The sequence below is a fragment of the Paenibacillus sp. FSL M7-1046 genome (assembly GCF_038007405.1).
Taxonomy (GTDB): Bacteria; Bacillota; Bacilli; order Paenibacillales; family Paenibacillaceae; genus Paenibacillus_AQ.
This window is the reverse complement of sequence record NZ_JBBOXB010000001.1, coordinates 3,417,985-3,438,025: the sequence shown is the minus strand read 5'-3', so window position 1 is coordinate 3,438,025 and position 20,041 is coordinate 3,417,985. Positions and strand designations below refer to the sequence as shown.

The window sequence follows — 20,041 nt, the reverse complement described above, 5'->3', positions numbered from 1 at the left end:
AATTATGCTTGATCAGCATAACGCCACCAGGAGAGTGTGCCGATCAAGCCAATACCACCGGTCAGATACGGAAGGCTGAGACTCAGAGCCTGCAAATGGGCATTTCCCTCCCCCGAAGCGCCGCTGAGGAGCCCGGGGATGGCCCATGGAATATATTCCGTAATTCCAATGCCTCCGCCAAGCTGGGAAATCACGATGGTAAGCACAATGAACCCAAACGCAGACATATACCCGCGTCCAACGCTGGCCATCCAGGCTACCGGGATGCATAGGCAGATAACCATAAGACAGAGCAATACATATTCCCTGAAGCTTTGCGCGATGATCTCAAGGCTCCAGCCATCCAACTGGACAAACCAGGCGGTAAGGCCTCCAACCGCAAACATAAGGAGTGCCAGGACCTCACACCAAACTGTGGCAACCATTAATTTAGCGGCTGCCACACTGTAACGGGAAAGCGGCAATGCCAGTAAATCCTTAACCGTACGGTCGGAGTATTCCCGGCCGAATATCCAACTGTATATAAAACCGAATCCGATCAATCCTCCGATCGAAACCACATAACCAAGCTCATCCATGAACCCCGGCACATCCAATATACTCTCTATGTTGTTCTGAGAACCCAGCGATCCGGAAAAAACAAGCCCCAGCATAACCGGCAGCAGGATGCTGGTGCCGAGTGATATCCAAAGCAGCCTGGACCGGCGAAGCTTCAAGATTTCTCCCCCTATGGCTGATAACCATTGATTCATTCTGTTGCTCCCCCTCCGGTTTCAATTTTTCTAAGAAAATAAGCTTCCAGATCCTCTTCTTCTACACTCAACTGAATGGGCGGCATATTTGCATGGACCAGCAGCTTCGATATCTGCTCCGGACTAGCTATCGCATGATCGTCAGAGAGCCGTAGTCCTTCCTCGGAGAATTTCACCTTATAGCCGTGCTGAACCAGTTTTATCCGGGCAGCTTCAGGATTACGGGTCTGCACAAGCAGATGTTTCTGAAGAACATGCTGCAGCTCCCTGACCTCCGTTTCCTGAAGCAGCTTGCCATGATGAACAATACCGATCCGTGTCGCCAGTCTGGCGACCTCGCCCAGGATATGGCTGGAGATAAATATTGTCACCCCGTGAGTCAGGGCAAGCTCGTTAAGCAGCTGCCGTACCTCAACAATTCCAGCGGGATCCAGTCCGTTCGTCGGCTCATCCAGAATCAGCACTTTTGGATTATGCAGCATTGCTTTGGCGAGGCCCAGCCGCTGCCCGTTGCCGAGTGACAATTTACCGGCCTTGCGGTCCCGGTAGGCGGTTAGCTGCAGCTTGTCCATTACAGAATCTATGGCATCTTCCGGTATGCCCCGCAGACGGCGGATGATCTCCAGATTCTCCCGGACCGTTAGCTCAGGATAAGAATACGGGGTCTCCACCATGTATCCGACGTTCGCCCACAGCTTGTGACTGCCGGCATCCACACGTTGTCCGAACAAATAGGAAGCTCCGGAATCCGGCCGGATCATCCCCAGCAGCATGCGTATCGTCGTCGTTTTGCCCGCACCATTCAGTCCCAGAAATCCGTAGATTTCCCCTTGCTCAACATGCAGTGATATTCCATCTACAGCATGATGGCTTCCGTAATGTTTCGTTAAGCCTTCAGTCTGAATAATAGCATTCACATTATCGCCTCCTTTATAAACTAACTAGTTAGTTATATTTGATGAAAATAAAAGCCATCTTCTACAGTAAAGATGGCTCCATGACACCATAAATGACAAACTTCGCAATCTGATCCATGGTGTGCTCCTTCATCTCCGGGGAGTCCAGCTTGCCCATCACTTCCTTATAGCGTGAAAAGGACTGAAGCGTCGCTGTCGTCACATTCAGAATCAGAATCGGAAACATCGCCGGATCGAAATCCTGCCGGAGAATTCCATTCTGCTTCGCGGCTATGGCCAGCTCATGCAGCTGAGTCATATCATCCGGGCGGTAGGTGATTTGATTCCAGGTCTTCCAATCCTCAGCGGCCTCCCAGAACAGGATTTTCAAATATCGCGGGTACTCCAGGAGAAACTCATACATTTGCCGGGTAATCTTCTCCAGAAAACTCTTGAATACAACAGGGTCACTCATGAGACTTGGGTTCTTCAACAGCTCGGCGATTGCCGCCCCAGTTACCTGTTCACTAATCTGGTCGGCACGTTTGACTACTTCAGTGTAAAGTCCCAGCTTATCGCCGAAATACTGATAGATCAGGCTTTTGTTATACCCCGAAGCCTTCGCAATCCCGTCGATTCGTGCTGCTGAATAACCGAGCTCGGCAAACGTCTCCTCCGCTGCGTCAAGAATCATCCCCTTGGTTCGGGCTGCATCGTAAGTCCGTGAGCTTCGCTTGCCGTTGCCCTTGCTCCCGCTCTCTGCTGGCGTCATGGTTTTCACCTCTTTTTATAACTAACTGGTTAGATTATATTTAAATGTACTACCGAAGTCAAGAGCACCTATATTCTATTGATCTGTTATTGTGAGCGGAGCAACGTTATTTGTCTGGCCAGATAGGACGGTGTATAGGGCATGTCCTTTCGAAGCCAGGCGACAATCGTACCAATCAAGGCTGCGGAACCGTACCAAATGGCGATCTCTCTTTGTATGTTTGCTGATGAGTCCTCCGGGTCGCCTTGCTTTCGCTCCAGTCTTTCAGCAATCATTTCCGACAGCAGCTTGAACAAACGATCCGTGAAGATCGTAATTTGTCTCGACGTAAGAATAACTTTATAGAATCTTGCATTTTCCTCAATATGCTTGAGAAGATTCTCCAGCAGCGGCCAATCCTCCTTGTCTGCCAACTCCGAATGATTGTTTATTACCTGATGAATGTCCTCGACCATATCATCTGCCATCTTCTCCAGCATATCCGGGAGATCCTGGTAATGCAGATAAAACGTAACGCGATTGATTTTTGCCCGCTCTGCAATGCGGTTTACTGAAATTTTCTCGATATCCATTTCCTCTAACAGTTCAATCACGGCATTTCTAAGCAATTGACGCGTGCGGAGTATGCGTGGATCTGTTCGCGACGTTGTTTTATTCATTCTTCTCGCTCCATTCTTCTGCTTTCACATCGTAAACTACATCTTCTATATAATTGTAGCTTTTTAAACAGTAAAACTACAAATTCGAATTAATTGTAAACTAATAAACACTTTTTCAGAAAACGTTGCTTGCTTACATGTAAATTTCATTTATAATCTGATTTATACATTGTAAACTATACAACACCTTGTATATTAAGTCCAAGATCTACGATTTGAAAGGATGAAGTGGAGTGAGTAAAGAGATAGAAGCAACGAGCAGTTCCATAAAAAAGGGACCCATCTTATTCATTATGATTTTGGGTGCCTTTCTTGCGACGTTGAACCAGACAGTGATGAGCGTTGCCGTGCCGGGATTAATGATTGATTTTAACATCTCGGCGGCAACGGCCCAGTGGCTGACAACAGGTTATATGCTCGTTAACGGAGTGCTGATTCCGATTACGGCTTATTTAATGCAACGGTTTACTACGCGCGAGCTTTTCCAGACTTCCATGTTTATTTTCCTGGCAGGAACGATCGTATCGGCCCTTGCTACAAGCTTCCCCCTTCTGCTGACCGGGCGCATGATTCAGGCAGCCGGCGCCGGGATTATTATGCCGCTGCTTACCAATGTCATATTAGCCCTCTTTCCTCGTGAAAAGCGGGGAGCAGCCATGGGTATGGTCGGGTTAGCGATTATTTTCGCACCTGCGATAGGGCCAACTCTGGCCGGATATATTTTGGAACATTACACATGGGAAATGATGTTTTACGGGATGATCCCACTTACTGTCATTGTGATCATCTGCGGATTTATTTATTTGAGGAATGTATCGACACGTTCTTATCCCAAAATTGATATGATCAGCGTCATCCTTTCCACCATCGGTTTCGGAACTTTGCTGTATGGCTTCAGCCGGGCTGCAAGCGCAGGCTGGTCGAGCGCGGAGGTGCTTTTGTCTCTCGGTGCAGGTATCCTTTCTCTCGCCTTGTTTACTTGGCGGCAGCTGGCTTCCCAAAACCCGCTTCTTGATCTCCGGGCCTTCAAATACAATATGTTCTCTTTAACCACTGTCATAAGTATCGCGGTTACGATCGTGATGTACGCCGATATGATGCTGCTGCCTCTGTATCTTCAGAATGCGCGCGGATATACGGCCATGGAATCCGGTCTGCTGCTGCTTCCCGGCGCGCTAATAATGGGACTGCTCATGCCGGTCACCGGCAAGCTGTTTGACCGGTTCGGCGCAAAATGGCTGGCCATCATCGGTCTACTGATCACGATTGCGACGACGCTAAGCTTTGTGAACTTGACAGATTCGACCAGCTACAGTTATCTGGTACTTATGTCAACAGGCCGGCGGATCGGGATGGCTCTGCTCCTCATGCCTATACAAACCTTAGGGTTGAATCAATTGCCAGCCAAGCTTAATGCGCACGGTACAGCCATCTCCAATACCGTTAGACAAGTGGCCGGTGCCGTGGGTACTTCTCTGCTTGTAACGGTGATGACAAGCCGTACCACGACTCATATGCAGGAGATGATGGCCGCAGGTGGCGCCAAGGGCGCAACACAGGAGCACATGATAATGGAAGCTTCGATTCAGGGCATCAATGACGCCTATCTCGTTATTGTAGGAATCGGCATTATCGGATTGCTGCTCTCCTTCTTCATCAAACAAGTGGGACAAACCTCCGAGAAAGAGTCCGGACAGAAACTGAAAACGATCACTGCAGAAGAAGTCTAGATTACAGAATAACCAGTACACACCACAACGAAGTTCCAGATAACGAGAAAGCAAACTTTCCAGCCCTTTCGCTTCCCAATAGGAAGCCGGAAGGGCTTTATTCTTGTTCCGGCACATTCCACACGTCTGTATGAAGCTAAATGCAACTTTCCATAAGCAATGTCGTCTTATTATCATATTCAAAAAAGGTGGGATACAAGCGTTGGTTGAGCATAACAACATGGATAATAATGCCGGTTTTGTGAATGAAAAGCTGGTTGACGCTATGAAGTATTATTACGGCGAACAATTCCAGTATCGGTTTACAGCGATCGAGAGCATTGAGCCAAATCCGATGAATGATAATTTACACATTACCGTTACCGGACAACGTTTGGATACGAATACTCAGACGATTGAGGATGTCAAAATGATGTACGCTCTTGGTCAGAACGACCAGGGAGACTGGGTGATTTATACAATCGACTGAGCGTACAAAAAAACCGATACCTAAAAAGGTACCGGTTTTAAGTCATTCTAGTTCTCTTCATCCCTTTTACTTCTTGCTGACAAGCGAACGGTACATTAGAAACAGGAAATATGGAGCTCCAATGATCATAATAATCAGGCCTGACGGTATTTCTATCGGGGCCATTATGGTTCTTCCGATCGTATCGGCAATGACCAGCATTAATCCCCCCAGCAGTCCCGACAAAATAATGGAGCGTCTCGTGTGATGCCCGATCATCATCCGTACTGCATGCGGCGCCATAAGCCCGAGAAATCCGATTGTCCCTACGCTGGCAACGGCTCCCGCTGCAAGCAAAACGCCGATAATCATGGCCCATAGCCGAGTTCCCCGAACCGGCAAGCCAAAACCTGTTGAACTCTCGTCGCCAAACGCCAGCAAATCAAATTTCCGGCCCAGATAATATGCAATCGGCACAAGGACAATCAGAAAGATAAACAGGCTGTAAAACTGATTCCAGCCCCGGCCATAGGTCGAACCCGTCAGCCAAATAAAGGAACTGCTGCTCCACAGGCTTGCCTTAACGATCATAACCTGTATGCCCGCAGAGCCGACGGCCGATACAGCGATTCCGAGCAGGATGAGCACGGACGGATTCAAGGCTTTGCGCCAGGCCAGAAAGAATACAAAGGCTGCTGCGGCAACCCCACCCGCAATTGCGGCTAAAGGTAAGACAACTACCGTCAATGCAGGCCATGCGAACAGTACGATCATCGCACCAAGCCCGGCGCCTGAGGTCACGCCGATAATCGAAGCGTCGGCCAGCGGATTGCGGACAGCGCTTTGAATTAAGACACCGCTGATGGCCAGCGCGATACCGCCGCAAGCTGCAACGAGAGTACGCGGAAGCCGCAGATTCAGCAGCACAGAAAACGATTGATCTCCCCCGGGGATAAGACTGCCCAGCAAATCAGCCAGCGGAATTCTCGTTCCCCCAAGCGATAAGCTCACAAGGATGACAACGAGGAGCAGTGCGGTCATGAATATCGCCGTAGGAACAAAACGCATACGCAGCGCGGCTCCCCCAACGCTCATGGATGACTGTCCGGAGCCTGAACCGGAAATATTCTTCATCTTGGTAAGCACCAGCCAAATGAGCCATGGCGCTCCAATAATCGCCATAACCGCACCGACCGGTATCTCACCTACATTGCTCCGCACCACACGCGCAAGCGTATCCGCTGCCGTAATAAGCAATGCTCCCCACAAGGCACTCGCGGGAATAAGCAGGCGATGCTTGCGGATACCGCTAAGCCGGACCAGATGCGGAGCGACCAGACCGACGAAACCTATCGGTCCGACCACACTGACCACGATCGCAGCCATGAGCACCGATATGCCCAGGCCCACTGCCCGGGTTAACCCCACACGCTGTCCCAGCGAGCGGGCGGTTGACTCATCAAGCTCAAGCGCATCGAATTGCCGGCCGGCGAATACTGCCGCCCCAATCAGCGCAAGGACGAAAGGCCAAGCGTACCGGACACCATCCCAGTCCAGTTGAATCAGGGAACCTGCGCCCCATAAGAATAAATTTTGTGTTTCCGTCTGTTTGAAGATATGTAAGGCAGATGTGAACGCACCCAATACCATAGATACGATCATACCCGATAAGGCCAGCCGGACAGGCGTAGCCGCCTTGCCTCCGCCCAGGAAATAGGCGGCCATTGCCGCCAGAAGTCCCCCTCCCGCAGCCAGCAAAAACGGGAACTGCTGCTGCATAGCCGGGAAAGCAACCACACCTAGGACAACCATAAAGTAAGCCCCGGCATTAATCCCCAGCGTATCCGAGGATGCGAGCGGGTTCTTCGTTATGGTTTGCAGTAATGCGCCAGCCGCAGCTAAAGCAGCCCCGGCCAGAATCCCGATAACCGTACGCGGCATCCGGATATCCCAGAGCAGATTATGCTCCATCACATCCTGGCGGTTCAGCAATCCATCCAATAGGGTGGCTGCCGGAATTTTGGCCTCTCCGAAGCCGAGGCTCAGGAGGAATAGAACGAAGAGGACGGCAAGGCCGCCCCCAAATATTCCAATTAGCCGCCAGGTCATTCCGATTGAGGATGCCTTGCTACTATTCTCGTTCATTAAAGTACTCATTTCGTTAAACTATTTACAACTTCATCCACGATAACCTTGGAGGAGACCGGACCGCCGAACACCCAAGTTGCGCTGCCTAATCCAAAGGTGCGTTTCTCCTTCACGAAGGTAAGGCCTTTCCAGACGGAATTATCCTTCAGTTCGTTCGAGAAAATATCATCATCCTTCTGGACGATATAGATCAGATTGGTATCCTGAACCGCAGGCAATGCTTCAACTGTCGATGTGCTGAATCCGTAAGCCTCAAAAGCTTCGGGTTTCCAGTCGTTCTTCAAGCCGATCCGGTCCAGCGTCTGTACCGCCAGAGAATTATCCGTAAAGAGACGCATCGTCGCTGCATTCTGATAGCTGTAGGCTTGCGTCAGTACATAGTTCAAGCCTTCCTTGCCTGCAGCGGCCAGCTTCGTCTTGGCATCCGCATAATGCGCATCCAAATCTGCCAGGACCTTATCACCTTCCGCGGTCTTGCCGACAGCGGCTGCAATCGTTTTGAAGATATCTTCCATCATCGTGTATTGATCGCCTTGGCCTTCAGGCGGATACAGGCCGAAAATCAGCGTTGGCGCAATACCCTTCAATTGCTCATAGATGGCTTCATGGCTGTCTGTATTCGCAATAATCAAATCCGGCTTCAGCGCCGCAATTGTCTCCAGATTCGGCTCACCGCGTGTACCGACATCAGTCACGCCTGCATCCAGGGGCGCTTCGCCAGTTACCCACACCTTATAGTTTTCGTTATCGGCATTCCCTACCGGCTGCATGCCGAGGGCAATAATATCTTCAGTAAATGTCCACTCCAGCACTACGACCTTTTGCGCAGGCTTGTCCAGCTTAACCTCACCTTTAGCATCCTTCAGTACAATCGGGCCACTCGCCGCTTCACTGCCAGCATTCGTTGCAGTTGCAGTTGCATTGCCAGTTGCGCTTTCGTTAGCTGCCGGACTTTTCGTATTGTTGGATCCACAACCTGCCACAACCAGTATGACAGCAATAACCAGAACTAAACTCAACAACCTTTTGTGCATTTTGTAAATCCCCCTGATATTCAGATATAAGTTCTCTATGATAATCGTTATCGTTATATTGATAATGATTATCATTTCTATTCATATTAGCTATCTTATATGCGAATTCCCGGAATGTCAAAGTTAAAATTTAAATTTATGGAGAAAGTGACGCTTAAGGTCGGGTAGCTGTCTCTTGCGCCTAATCTGCTCAAGCAAGCAGCCGCTGATCAAAAACACAGAGAGCATAGCCCGGGACACAAATAATTCCGGCAAACAACATGCAGTTTGCCGGAATTATTGAGTAGATGACAAGCAGTATTGACGTTTGGAGCCTTTTTACTGCTTATGTCCTCCCTGATAAGAAACCTGGTATATCAAGGATTCTTGATTATTTAGCCTTATCACTAATTTCAGAAACACCCTGCCTGTTGATCCCAACAATGGACCAGTTGTCATCAACTTCCGGCGATAACGTCTTACGATCCCGGATGTAGCTTACAAGCATATCACGGATACTACATGCCGATTCCCAATGTTTTGTCGCGCTAACCAATTTGGACGCCTTCAATAAGCTGCTGTAGCGATAATTGTTGACAGCAAGCTGCAGCTGTTCGGTATCAGCAAGCGGTTTGCCTTTGTACATCACATTTATGATCCGGCTACCGGAGGGCTGCGACAGGTCGATCTGATAATCGATACCAGCGAACATATCATAGAGATAACTCGGCACCTCGGGGTTGATACTAATCGCAGAGTCACCTGGCTGCCACTGTTTGAAATGCGTTGCTGAGGCTTCCATATAAGCCTTAAGCTCCTTACCGGTTACAGTGACAATGTACAGCAAATTATCGAATGGATAAATGCGGTACACATCAGCGTACGTCAATGGGCCCTGCTTCAAATCCGCCTTGTCCGAAAAAAGGCTCGTGGCGGCAACATCCGCACCGCTGGCCTGAAGCATCGCCTTCTGAATCAATGTAATGACTGCTGTATCCTGCAATCTTCCCGCTGGCACGCCACTGATTTCATCCTGTGGCTGGAAGTCGGCTGTCGCATAGCCCAGAACGCCACCGTCCATTTCTGTTGAGGATACTCCACCTCCCTGCTCGATGAAGCGAAGTGTTTCTTCATGTGCTTCTGAGACCAGACTCCGGAAATCCGGGTCCGGCTCCCAGCCGGCCATATCAACAATCGAGACTTCCCGGTTCACAACCCGGGGTCCTTCACCGCCAAGCTCGACCGTAAGATCGAAGCGTACCACTTCCCGCCCCCGGTCGCGCGGTCCTCCAATGACGGTATCACCGGTACGTTCTTTTACCGTAATGTGCATATGACCGACCAGCAGCACATCAGCCTCAGGAACCAGCCGGGCAATGTGTTCAGCGGCATCCGAACCGCCTTCTTCATCGAATTCCGCCACCATTCCGGCATGCGCGCTGATCATAATAATGTCAGCCTTACCTTCAGCCCTCAGTGAGGCTGCAATCCTCTGTGCCGTTTCAGCCATGGGGCCAAAGCGCAGAGCCTCCACCTTCCCGCCGTCCCAGCGCGGGACATTAGGGTTAGTCAGACCGATAACAGCAATCTTAATACCTTGTACCTCAACAAGCGTATAAGGCTCTGCAAACAGTTCCCCATTGTGATAACAGGCATTCGCAGCAAGCACTGGAAATTCCAGCTCCCGCCTGAATTTCTCAATCAGGGCAAGACCAAAGTTAAATTCATGATTGCCCAAGGTCATGGCCGAATATCCCATTGCATTCAGCGCCACAGAGACCGGATGTACACTATCCAGCCGCTTATTGAAGACATCATCAGTCAGCATATTCCCTTGGAACACATCACCATTATCAATCAGAATGACCTCGGCTCCACTCTGTCTGATCTCCCGGACATAGGAGGCGACTCTGGCCATCCCGTCATTCGTTGTATCCACACCGTCTTCGTAACGATAGCCCCACAGATTTCCGTGAAGATCCGAGGTGGCAATAATTACGATATTCAATATATTACTGGTGTCCGCCCGTTCAATCATAATTCCATCCTTCTCTCGTCTCTTTACTTCAGAATTGCACCTGCGGTAAAACTCTTCTCCATCTGGTCACTGAACAGCACGTAAGCCAGTAGAATGGGAAGGGTCGATATGACCATGGCTGCTGCGAGCGGTCCCCAGCTAATGCTGTATTGACCGCTGAAATTCATCAGGCCCAGCGGCAAAGTCCGCAGCTCTTGCTTTTGAATAAAGGTCGCAGCCATAAGGAGCTCATTCCATACGGCTAAAAACACGAAGATCGCTACCGAAGCGAGTGGCGGCTTCAGCAGGGGCAGCACAACTTTGAAGAAGGATTTAACGACTCCACAGCCGTCCATAAATGCAGCTTCCTCCAGTTCCTTCGGCATAGTCCGCAGGAAAGCCGACAGCATGTATACGCCAATAGGCAAATTCACAGCAATATACGGCAAAATAATCGATAATCTCGAACTGAGAATGCCAAGATTCTTCAGTATCATAAAGAGCGGGATTAGCGTAGCGTGAATTGGAACCATGACGCCCATCAATAGAACGAACAAAATCACACCGTTATATTTGAATTTCATGCGTGTCAAAGCATACGCCATCATTGAAGCAAACAGAAGCACAAAAAAGAGTGTAACCAGCGTGACGGTCACACTGTTGAAAAAGTATTGGCTGACTTTAGCGCTTACCCAAGCCTCTGTAAAATTGTCTAAACGCCATTTGGTGGGCAACGCCCAGACCGCTCCGCCAATAATCTCCGAGTTATCCTTAAACGCACTTACCACAAGCCAGTAGAGCGGGAACAACTGGAGGACGGCGATGATGATCATCAGTATGTAAATGGCTGTATTTCTCGTTTTATTGAGCATGACCTGTCCTCCTTAATATTCAATTTTCTCCTGGGTCAACAACTTGTTAATCACCCAGGCAATAATGAGACATTCCAGCACCATAAATACAGCAAGCGCGCTGCCGTAACCGAAATTCTGCTTCAGGAACGCTTCCTGGAACATTTTTAGCGCAATCACAGTTGTTGAATCAAGCGGTCCTCCGTTAGTCATCACATACACACTTTCGAATGTTTTCAGTGCATATATAACGTTCAGGACGATACAGATCCGTAACACATCGGATAATAAAGGAAAAGTGATATAACGTACCGCTTTCCAGCCTGTCGCTCCGTCCAGCTTCGCTGCTTCATAATACTGTTCCGGGATACCTTGCATTCCGGCGAACAGGATCAGCATATTGTAACCAACGTAATGCCAAGTGGTTACGATTAGTACGGACAGTAGTGCCGTCTTAGTGTCCCCAAGCCACGCTTGTGTCCAACTGCCCAGTCCCATGGCATCCATTAACGTGTTCAGCATGCCGATGTTCGGATCATAGATTTTGACCCATAGCAGGCTCACCATTGTTGTTGACATCACTACAGGGAAAAAGTAAATATTGCGGAACCATTTACGCCCCTTCATTTTTCGGGAGACCAGCATCGCCAAGGCAAACGAAATCGGCAACTGGATAAACACACCTACAAGCAAAAAGGCGAAGCTGTTCCATACCGCCTGCCAAAAACTTTTATCAACCGTAAACATCTCAATATAGTTGTCTAGTCCAATGAAGGTCATGGGATTGATGCCGTCCCAATCTTGGAGACTGTAATAGGCTGTAATCAAAATAGGCACAAAATAGAAGATCAGAAACACGATTAATCCGGGCAATAAAAACAAAGCTAATATTTTTTTATTTGAGAGCGCTTTTTCCATCACTTACCCACCTGTCAAGTTGCAGAAAAGCGATGCGGTCCAACTGACTGCATCGCTTTTCCCAGAATATATTTTTGAAACGCTACAGCTTACTCTGCCTTGCGAAGCAAGGTTTCCAGTTCAGTTGTGAACTGCTCAGCTGTCAACACGCCACCATATAGCTGCTGTGTCAGATCACGATATTCCTGACCTGCATCTGCTGAAAGCAGACCGAACCACATCGCCTGCGTTTTAGTGGTTTTACCGATATCTGTAGCGTAAGCTGAGAGCTGCTCATTCTGTGATTCAGACTTAACGTCGCTTTTGGCATATCCGGGCAGACCTTTTCTAACAAATTCGTCATTGAGCTTCAAAGACATGCGAATGGCAAATTCTTTGGCTGCATCCACATTTTTGGAGCTGTTGTTGACAAACAATGAGTAAGGCGCCTCAGCATTCTGGAAACCGATTGTTGAACTGTGGATCTCTTCTGCACCTGTTTTCGGAAATGCGATATATCCCAAATTGTCGCCCATTGCAGTCGACAGAGAAGTGAAGTTAAAGCTGCCGTCGATCCACATCAAGGCTTTATCATTCTTAAACAGTTCTTGTGCATCCAGGTAGGCGGAGCCGAGGAAACCCTTTTGGAAGGCATTTGAGTTCACCAATGTTACCACCTGATTCGCTGCATCAACAAATGGTGCGTCTGTGAATTTAGCTTGTCCTTTAATCGCCTCATCGAAGGCATTAACGTCCTCACGCGCTACAAGCATGTTGTAGAGCAGATCTGCCTGCCATCTTTCTTTTCCGCCGAGTGCGATTGGGATCACACCTTCATCGTTTGCGGTTTTAATCAACGCCTGAAGTTCATCCCACGTTGTTGGAGCAGAAGCGCCAAGCTCACCCATCAGCTTTTTGTTATAGTAAAGAACCAGTGTTGTACTGATGTTGGAAGGAACGGAATAGATGTTGCCATCGTCCTCTGTTACCAACTGATTGTCCAGAAATTGCGAGCCTAGTCCCGTGGAATCCAGCGTGTCGTTCAATGGAGCAACTGTCTTCGACTGCAGAACAGGGGTCCGGTATGACTTTCCGGCATGCTGTTGGAAAACATCCGGAAGTTCATTTGCGGCAAGCGCAACACTTAGTTTAGTTTTGTATGTCTCATCTTGTATGTATTCATAATTCAGTTCAGCGCCAATTTCCGCTGCGGTAGCTTCGGCAGTTGCTTGGTACATCGGATCTGCATCGAATATCCATAACGTGATAGATTTCTTACTATCCGCTGCTGTCGCTTCCTTGCTCTGAGTCCCTCCATTGTTTACTTCCGCACCTCCACAAGAAGTAAGCACTACACTAACAAGCGCGACGGATGCTGCAATAACCCCAAACTTTTTACCAAACATCTGATTTGGACCACCTTTCAAAATTTACGGATACGAGCTACAGGTACAATCTTAACAAGTGTGAAGCTAGGTTCGAATGGATATATATTGGTTTTGACAGTAAAATTTTTAGGTATGTTATATTACTTAACACTGAGTTTACAAACCACACCCGTGTTAACATCCCCTGAACATCAGGTTTACTTTGCACGAACAAAAAAGCCCGGCTGGAAAACCGGACTTCAACTAGAAACTGCTCACTCTCTCTCTACATTGGACCCCTCGTATACCTTATTTGGGGTAATTCCGTACTTCTTCTTGAAGCATTTGCTAAAGTAGAACGGATCTCTATAGCCGACCTGATGTGCTATCGTCGCTACCTTTGGAGCCAGGGATTCATCCGCAGCAGCCCCTTGGCGCAACAGCTCCATAGCTTTGCCAAGGCGGACATTGGTCACATATTCTACAAAAGACTCACTTGTCTCCTTCTTGAACATGTGACTTAAATAGCTCGGATTCACGAAGAGGACACTCGCTGTACTCTGAAGCGACAAGCTGTCATCGGCATAATGCGCAGTCACATGATCAACCGCTTTGCGAACCAGCCGTTTACCGCTGCCCTGACGCCTTCCTTCCTCAGTCGACTGTCCCGCTTCCGGTTCTTGTACATAACCCGCTTCTTTTTTCAAACGATTAATATAACGCTCTGCTTCCCATTTCTCAGTCAATTGCGTACGGATAGTTATAAGTGCTTGTTCAACCGCTTCCTCATCAATGGGCTTCAACAAATAATGATCCGCTCCGAGCGAAATAGCCTTCTGTGCATAAGTAAAGTTGTCGTAGCTTGTGATGAAAATCAGCTTTGCAGCTGAGTCTAGGGCGCGGACGGCCTTTACAAAGTCGAGCCCATTCATATTCGGCATTTCAATATCTGTAATAATGAGATCAATCGCTTGTTCCTCCATAATCTTCAAGGCTGCCGAACCCTCTTCAGCCTCTGCGACCACCTCGAAACCGGCAGAAGTCCAATCAATCAAATGGATCAAAAGCTGCCTGAAATAATATTCGTCATCTACAATCAGGACGCGGGCTACCGGCGCTGTATTCATAGTCTAGCTGTCCCCTCCTCCTGTCCGCTCGTTTTCAAGATCAGCGGCAAGCGTACCTGCACTTCTACTCCATTGCCTGGTTCAGATGTCAGGACAATGCCATAAGATTCACCGAACCTCAGTTGAATCCGGTCCTGAATATTTTTAAGTCCGAAGCTGTATACCTCTTCTTCGCCATTGTCCGACCAAATAAGCCGTTTTTCCTCTTCACTCATGCCTTTGCCGTTGTCACGTACAATAAAGCAGAGATTGCTCTGCTCGCCCGTCCTTTCCGTATACCCTATGATTTCGCACAATCCTCCGTCAGGCATCCCTCTGATTCCATGGTGGATCGCATTCTCGACAAGAGGCTGCAGCAGCATCGTAGGCACTTGGCAGGCCTCTATTCCCGGTTCAAACGAAATCCGGTAATCTAGCTTTTTAAAGCGGATTTGCTGAATGTACAGATAGCTTTCCAGATGTTTTTTTTCCTGTGCAGCAGCAATTAGCTCCTGTCCATTGCTAAGTGAAATTCGGTAGAATTCGCCGAGCGCCTTAAGGATGCTGCTTATTTCTTTAGCATTCGTCATCACAGCCATCGCACGTATCGTGTCCAACGTATTATACAAAAAATGCGGTTTGATCTGCGAATACAGCAGCCTTAGCTCCAGCAGCCGCTTCGTCTTCTCTTCACCTTCAATTCTTAGCATCAACCCCTGAATATGCTCCACCATTTCATTAAATGTCGCTCCCAGCCTGCCAATTTCGTCTTGCGTTTCGGCGGATGCACGTACATCAAAGTTTCCGGCACCTACTTCAACAATCACCTCACTGAGCTGGCTGAGGGGCCGAGTTAGAAGCCGTGAGAACACAAAGGACAAAAACGCTGCCGAGAGCATGCTGATCAGTCCGAAGCCGACCATTAATAATGCGATTTTCCAATACCCATAGGTCAACTCCGAAGTGGTAACAAGATGGACAACCTTCAAGCCATAGGGATCAAGGCTTTGTAAGGATACTAAATAACGCATTCCATCGACTTGATCGGTCCTGCTCCCTTCAGATGCTGAACTCGCCCATTTGGCAAGAGAGTCATCTTGAATCGCCTGACTGACCAGTGATGCTTCATTCGAGGATATTATAATTCCGTCCTGGTTAATGACCAAAGTAGGATTCTGATTAGAATGTTCATTATGGTACATCCGGGCGAGTGTCCGCTCGTCAATATTCACATAAATATAACCAAGCGGAGTCCCCTTCTCCATGCTCATAATAACTCTGCACACACTAATCATATTCTTCTTCTTCATACCGGACAGAAATGATGGCTGCAGTGTATCTCCCCAGACCGCTCCACCTTTTGCAGCATCAATCGCTTCTTTGGGATAAATACCGAGACTCTGCAAAGTAACACCGGTCAAATTGGAGGTATAATAGAGTTCGCCGCTTAAGGATTCGATAATAACGGAATCAATATTCGGCTCGGTCTCCAGCATCGCAGCCAGCGTATTATGTATTGACTTCAGAGCAGAAACGTCATCGCTTGCTACGGTATCTCTACTGAGCACCTTCTGTGTATCCTGATTAATCAAAGCGAATTTCGAGAAGTTCTGAACAGATTGAAACACGGTCTCCATAGATTGTTTTATCAGTTTCACTTCTTGCTGCGAGCTTGCTGAAGTCCTTTCCAAGGTCTGATTAAAGACAATTCTATGAATGCTTATTATAAAGATTACCAGAGCCAGTGATACGATAAGAATGTTGCTGATTAGAATCTTTTGCCGCAGTGGCATATTTCGTCTGACCTCCGTTGTATATTAAATATTTCAGCGAAATTGATAATCATATTTTTTATATAACTATAACATTTTAAAGCAAGTCTGTTGATTATATAGATTAATCTCAGAGTACAGGATGTTCAATCTATATAGAATGACCCCGGCACATAAAAAGTGGCAGTCCTAGACAAGAAAAATGTCCTAGACTGCCACTGTATGATTGAGCTTACAAGCTTATTTAATCGCATTTGCTAACTTGCCCGTTTTCGCAGATGCGGAAAAATATCTCATCTCTGCGACTGCCATACGGTCTTAATTGAATTGCCAGCAACTTAAGCTTAGGTTACCGTACTGGTAGCTTCGGTGAAGAAGTTTCGCATTACGGTTAGCGTCACCCGTTCCCATCGCGAGAAGAAGCGGAATGAAGTGTTCACTGGTTGGTACGGCCTCTTGGGCGTGAGGAGCGAGCTCGCGGTATTGGAACAGGGCTTCCGCATCCCATAGCTCCAGTTTACTTTGAATCCAGTTGTCGAATTGTTCCGCCCACTCGTCAATCTCCTCGGACCGCCAGTTCAATGCACTTAAATTATGAACGGTTCCACCGCTTCCGATGATAAGCACATCCTGCTCGCGAAGCTCCGCCAATGCCTTCCCAATTTGATACTGCTGCTCATTAGACAGATAACGATTTACAGATAGCGCTATGACAGGGATATCCGCACCCGGATATAGCAGTTTTAGAACGGCCCATGCCCCGTGATCCAGACCTCTTGTTTCATTTCGGGCATTCTCAACCCCATGCTTGGTAAACAGGTTTTGAATCTGCTCTACTAACGAGCGGTCACTTTGGGCCGGATAAGTCATCTGGTACAGCTCATCCTGGAACCCGCCAAAATCATAAATGGTCTCATACGTTGCAGCAGCGCCAACCGTCTGTACCGCCTCCTCCCAATGAGCGGAGAAGAGAACAATCGCTTTCGGCTTTGGCGTGTGGTCTTTAAATTGTTTAAGCAGCTTTGTATATTCGTTATCCTCTAGTACGATTGATGGTGCGCCATGTGCAAAAAAATAGGATGGCATCATGTGTCTTCACTCCTTATTTATATTTGATTCGGCATCCTTCTTAAGCCACTTCAAAAAATCCAGCTGGTTCTCTTCAGATACGCCATGATCGGTCGGATATAACTTGAAAGTTATGCGCTCCGTTTGGTCTTTTAAATAGGCAGATGTCTCGCTCCCAATACGAACCGGGAACACGGAATCATATTCTCCGTGCGAGACAAATATGGAAACATCCTTAACACTTCGAAGTGAATACTCCGTTTTCACAAATTCAGGAATATATCCGTTGAGTGCTACGATTCCTTTTAACTGTTCTCCCATCGTGAGCGCAAGCGTCATAGACAGGATTGCACCTTGGCTAAAACCGAGCAAATAACGTTTGTCAGGATCGATCGGATACTTCTCCGTCGCATAATGAATGAAAGCTTCGAGATCTTTAACCGCTTGGTCAAACATTTCCCGAATCGGGTTCCCCAGACTCTTCAACTCGTAATACTGATATCCCGCACCAAGCGGCAAATTACCGCGAATCCCAATGATGATGAAATCTTGAGCTAATGGAGCGACCAAACCGAACATATTTTGTTCATTCGATCCTTTGCCGTGCAATGTAAAAATCGTCGGATATGTCTTCCCCTGCTCCAGATTAACCGGTAAGTGAACGTCATATTGATAAATAGGATTCATCTTAGTCTCCTCCTTGCTGTAAGTTATCTACTGCGCTTGCTCATAATAAAATGGTCAACAGATAGCGGTGTTCGTTCAGCAACAACCAGATACAACGAGATCAATATGAATCCAAGGTCCAACTCATACCCAACCATCTGACCATTACCTAGTAATCCCACTGATAATTTGGCCGTCATAATGGCCCCGATGAGCACAATCACAAATAATCCTGATACATAACGAGTAAACAATCCCAGGATAAGCATAATACCGCCGACAAGCTCAATCACTGCAACAACATAAGCTACAAATCCCGGAACCCCCAGTGAGCTAAACCACGCTTCTACATTGCCAAGACCCATTTGAAACTTATCTACAGCATGAAATACAAAGATGATGCCCAGCACCACACGCATAATAATGGAAACAACAGTTGTTCTATTCATTCGTCTCTCTCCCCTAAAATATTAGTAATAAAAATATAAAATCTATATGTGTAATTAAAAACGAATTGCGTTGACTTGTCAATATAAAAATTGATAATATGAAATTAAGTTTTGTATTACAAATATTTTTTTGGGGGGTGTGCTCAGATGGATATTGGCTCTACTATACGAGCAATCCGGAAACGTAAAAATATCACTATCGCTCAAATATGCGAAATGACCGGCCTGTCCCAAGGCTTTATGAGTCAGGTTGAAACAAATAAGACTTCACCGTCCATTTCAACGCTGGAAAATATAGCCCACGCCTTAAAAGTACCGCTAGCCTATTTGCTTTTAAAGAAAGAAGAACGAATGCGAATTGTCCGGAAAGACGAACGGACCATCACAACTAGCGGTTCAGAACATCTAAAAGTGGAACACTTGAGTTCCACAAAGAACGTACGGATGATGATCGTAGAATTTCCTCCGGGTACAATGATTGGAGATGCCCCCCATGCGCATGAAGGCGAGGAGGTACATGTGGTCATAAAAGGGAGTATATACGCGGAACAAGGGGAAGATGGGGCTGAATTTGGTGAAGGGGATTCCTTTAGCTGGAATGCTTGTACGCCCCATTTAGTAAGAAATATTGGGGAAGATACAGCAATCGTGCTAATCTCCATCTATACAGAGAACGAGAACGGACAGGAGCTCATCTAAGCCAAAAGTCCTCTATACAAGAACCATCTGCCAACGCGCACCGATATTACAAATGAAAACTAAAGCGAATATCTTGTCGTGTATAAAGCTAGAGTTTTCACTCCGCACATGCAAATCTAAAGAAAACAAAATATTATATTGACCCCAACTACATAAAACAGTGGCAGTCATAGACTGCCACTGTTTTATGAGCTAATAAGCTTATTTAATCGCATTCGGTAACTTGCCCGTTTTCGCAGATGCAGAAAAATAACTCATCTCTACGACGGAAATGGGCTTTGTTTTTGTCTCCTTAAATTCTTCTAGAACGCCGTCTGGAGTTTGATCTGAGCATTCCCCTCGGGGTCGCCCTTCTTCTAATTTTATGTCAATGAAATCAACGATTTGCTGAAGCGATGAGATTTGGCTGACAATATTATCGCGTTGGCTCCTTAATTCCTCAACCAACTCCAGATGTTCGGCGGGATCAGCGTCAGCGGAGACCTTCAAAAATGGTTTCATTGCCTCCAGGGAAATCCCCGTTTTTTTCAGACAGACTATCAACCGGATCGTATTGATGTCCTTCTGGTGGTAGACGCGATGCCCATTGTCCTTCCTGTCCGCCTGAGGGAGCAAATTAATCTTTTCGTAATAACGGATCGTGTCCTCAGAAAGTCCAGTTAGCTCCGCAGTTTGCTTTATCGTGAACGTTTGCTCGGTTATCATCCCGCACCTCCGGAAATTGAAACTTA

Annotated in this window: 19 protein-coding genes; 3 read left to right on the top strand and 16 right to left on the bottom strand. The window is 47.4% G+C overall.

Annotated elements, in window-relative coordinates; translation table 11 throughout:
* Positions 1–2: 2 nt before the first annotated feature.
* The 4 genes from NYE29_RS15240 to NYE29_RS15225 all read right to left on the bottom strand — a co-directional run bounded on the left by NYE29_RS15240 (position 3) and on the right by NYE29_RS15225 (position 3,079).
* On the bottom strand, positions 3–752 hold the full coding sequence (locus tag NYE29_RS15240; RefSeq protein WP_340896610.1) for an ABC transporter permease: 750 nt from the start codon (positions 750–752) through the stop codon (positions 3–5).
* On the bottom strand, positions 749–1,669 hold the full coding sequence (locus tag NYE29_RS15235) for an ABC transporter ATP-binding protein (protein ID WP_340896609.1): 921 nt from the start codon (positions 1,667–1,669) through the stop codon (positions 749–751). The genes NYE29_RS15240 and NYE29_RS15235 overlap by 4 nt, the downstream gene beginning before the upstream one ends.
* A 61-nt stretch (positions 1,670–1,730) precedes the next feature.
* Positions 1,731–2,420 carry a TetR/AcrR family transcriptional regulator gene (locus tag NYE29_RS15230; RefSeq protein WP_052092306.1) on the bottom strand — a complete coding sequence of 230 codons (690 nt, stop codon included), beginning with the start codon at positions 2,418–2,420 and terminating at the stop codon, positions 1,731–1,733.
* Positions 2,421–2,506: 86 nt separating this feature from the next.
* Positions 2,507–3,079 carry a TetR/AcrR family transcriptional regulator gene (locus NYE29_RS15225; RefSeq protein ID WP_340896607.1) on the bottom strand — a complete coding sequence of 191 codons (573 nt, stop codon included), beginning with the start codon at positions 3,077–3,079 and terminating at the stop codon, positions 2,507–2,509.
* 293 nt (positions 3,080–3,372) lie between these two features.
* On the opposite strand from NYE29_RS15225, the gene NYE29_RS15220 reads away from it, so the two are divergent.
* Together NYE29_RS15220 and NYE29_RS15215 are read left to right on the top strand one after the other, a co-directional pair.
* Complete coding sequence (locus NYE29_RS15220; RefSeq protein WP_340899725.1) at positions 3,373–4,809, top strand: DHA2 family efflux MFS transporter permease subunit; 1,437 nt, start codon at positions 3,373–3,375, stop codon at positions 4,807–4,809.
* A 202-nt stretch (positions 4,810–5,011) separates the two neighbouring features.
* The gene (locus tag NYE29_RS15215; RefSeq protein ID WP_340896605.1) at positions 5,012–5,278 is read left to right on the top strand and encodes a hypothetical protein; all 267 of its coding nucleotides are present in this window, start codon (positions 5,012–5,014) and stop codon (positions 5,276–5,278) included.
* 66 nt (positions 5,279–5,344) lie between these two features.
* Here NYE29_RS15215 and NYE29_RS15210 read toward each other — a convergent pair whose 3' ends face one another.
* The 11 genes from NYE29_RS15210 to NYE29_RS15160 all read right to left on the bottom strand — a co-directional run bounded on the left by NYE29_RS15210 (position 5,345) and on the right by NYE29_RS15160 (position 18,611).
* On the bottom strand, positions 5,345–7,414 hold the full coding sequence (locus NYE29_RS15210; protein WP_340896603.1) for an iron ABC transporter permease: 2,070 nt from the start codon (positions 7,412–7,414) through the stop codon (positions 5,345–5,347).
* Positions 7,411–8,439, bottom strand: coding sequence for an ABC transporter substrate-binding protein (locus NYE29_RS15205; RefSeq protein WP_038596330.1), 1,029 nt, complete (start codon positions 8,437–8,439; stop codon positions 7,411–7,413). The genes NYE29_RS15210 and NYE29_RS15205 overlap by 4 nt, the downstream gene beginning before the upstream one ends.
* A gap of 370 nt (positions 8,440–8,809) precedes the next feature.
* Positions 8,810–10,456: a bifunctional metallophosphatase/5'-nucleotidase gene (locus NYE29_RS15200; protein ID WP_340896602.1), complete on the bottom strand. Its 1,647-nt coding sequence runs from the start codon at positions 10,454–10,456 to the stop codon at positions 8,810–8,812.
* Positions 10,457–10,479: 23 nt separating this feature from the next.
* The gene (locus NYE29_RS15195) at positions 10,480–11,307 is read right to left on the bottom strand and encodes a carbohydrate ABC transporter permease (RefSeq protein ID WP_340896601.1); all 828 of its coding nucleotides are present in this window, start codon (positions 11,305–11,307) and stop codon (positions 10,480–10,482) included.
* A 12-nt stretch (positions 11,308–11,319) separates the two neighbouring features.
* Entirely contained in the window at positions 11,320–12,204 is an 885-nt protein-coding gene (locus NYE29_RS15190) for a carbohydrate ABC transporter permease (protein ID WP_038596336.1), read from the bottom strand.
* An 89-nt stretch (positions 12,205–12,293) separates the two neighbouring features.
* Positions 12,294–13,589: an ABC transporter substrate-binding protein gene (locus NYE29_RS15185; RefSeq protein ID WP_076113205.1), complete on the bottom strand. Its 1,296-nt coding sequence runs from the start codon at positions 13,587–13,589 to the stop codon at positions 12,294–12,296.
* 236 nt (positions 13,590–13,825) lie between these two features.
* The gene (locus tag NYE29_RS15180) at positions 13,826–14,677 is read right to left on the bottom strand and encodes a response regulator transcription factor (protein WP_076113206.1); all 852 of its coding nucleotides are present in this window, start codon (positions 14,675–14,677) and stop codon (positions 13,826–13,828) included.
* Positions 14,674–16,314 carry a sensor histidine kinase gene (locus tag NYE29_RS15175; RefSeq protein ID WP_445322170.1) on the bottom strand — a complete coding sequence of 547 codons (1,641 nt, stop codon included), beginning with the start codon at positions 16,312–16,314 and terminating at the stop codon, positions 14,674–14,676. The genes NYE29_RS15180 and NYE29_RS15175 overlap by 4 nt, the downstream gene beginning before the upstream one ends.
* Positions 16,315–16,746: 432 nt before the next feature.
* Positions 16,747–17,517, bottom strand: a complete 771-nt coding sequence (locus tag NYE29_RS15170; RefSeq protein ID WP_076113208.1) for a DODA-type extradiol aromatic ring-opening family dioxygenase — start codon at positions 17,515–17,517, stop codon at positions 16,747–16,749.
* A gap of 6 nt (positions 17,518–17,523) precedes the next feature.
* On the bottom strand, positions 17,524–18,183 hold the full coding sequence (locus NYE29_RS15165) for an alpha/beta hydrolase (RefSeq protein WP_076113209.1): 660 nt from the start codon (positions 18,181–18,183) through the stop codon (positions 17,524–17,526).
* 23 nt (positions 18,184–18,206) lie between these two features.
* A complete protein-coding gene (locus tag NYE29_RS15160) occupies positions 18,207–18,611 on the bottom strand; it encodes a DoxX family protein (protein ID WP_076113210.1) in 405 nt (134 codons plus the stop codon).
* Between the two features lie 147 nt (positions 18,612–18,758).
* On the opposite strand from NYE29_RS15160, the gene NYE29_RS15155 reads away from it, so the two are divergent.
* Positions 18,759–19,310, top strand: coding sequence for a helix-turn-helix domain-containing protein (locus NYE29_RS15155; RefSeq protein WP_340896595.1), 552 nt, complete (start codon positions 18,759–18,761; stop codon positions 19,308–19,310).
* 201 nt (positions 19,311–19,511) lie between these two features.
* Here NYE29_RS15155 and NYE29_RS15150 read toward each other — a convergent pair whose 3' ends face one another.
* Positions 19,512–20,015, bottom strand: coding sequence for a MerR family transcriptional regulator (locus NYE29_RS15150; protein WP_340896593.1), 504 nt, complete (start codon positions 20,013–20,015; stop codon positions 19,512–19,514).
* Positions 20,016–20,041: the final 26 nt, after the last annotated feature.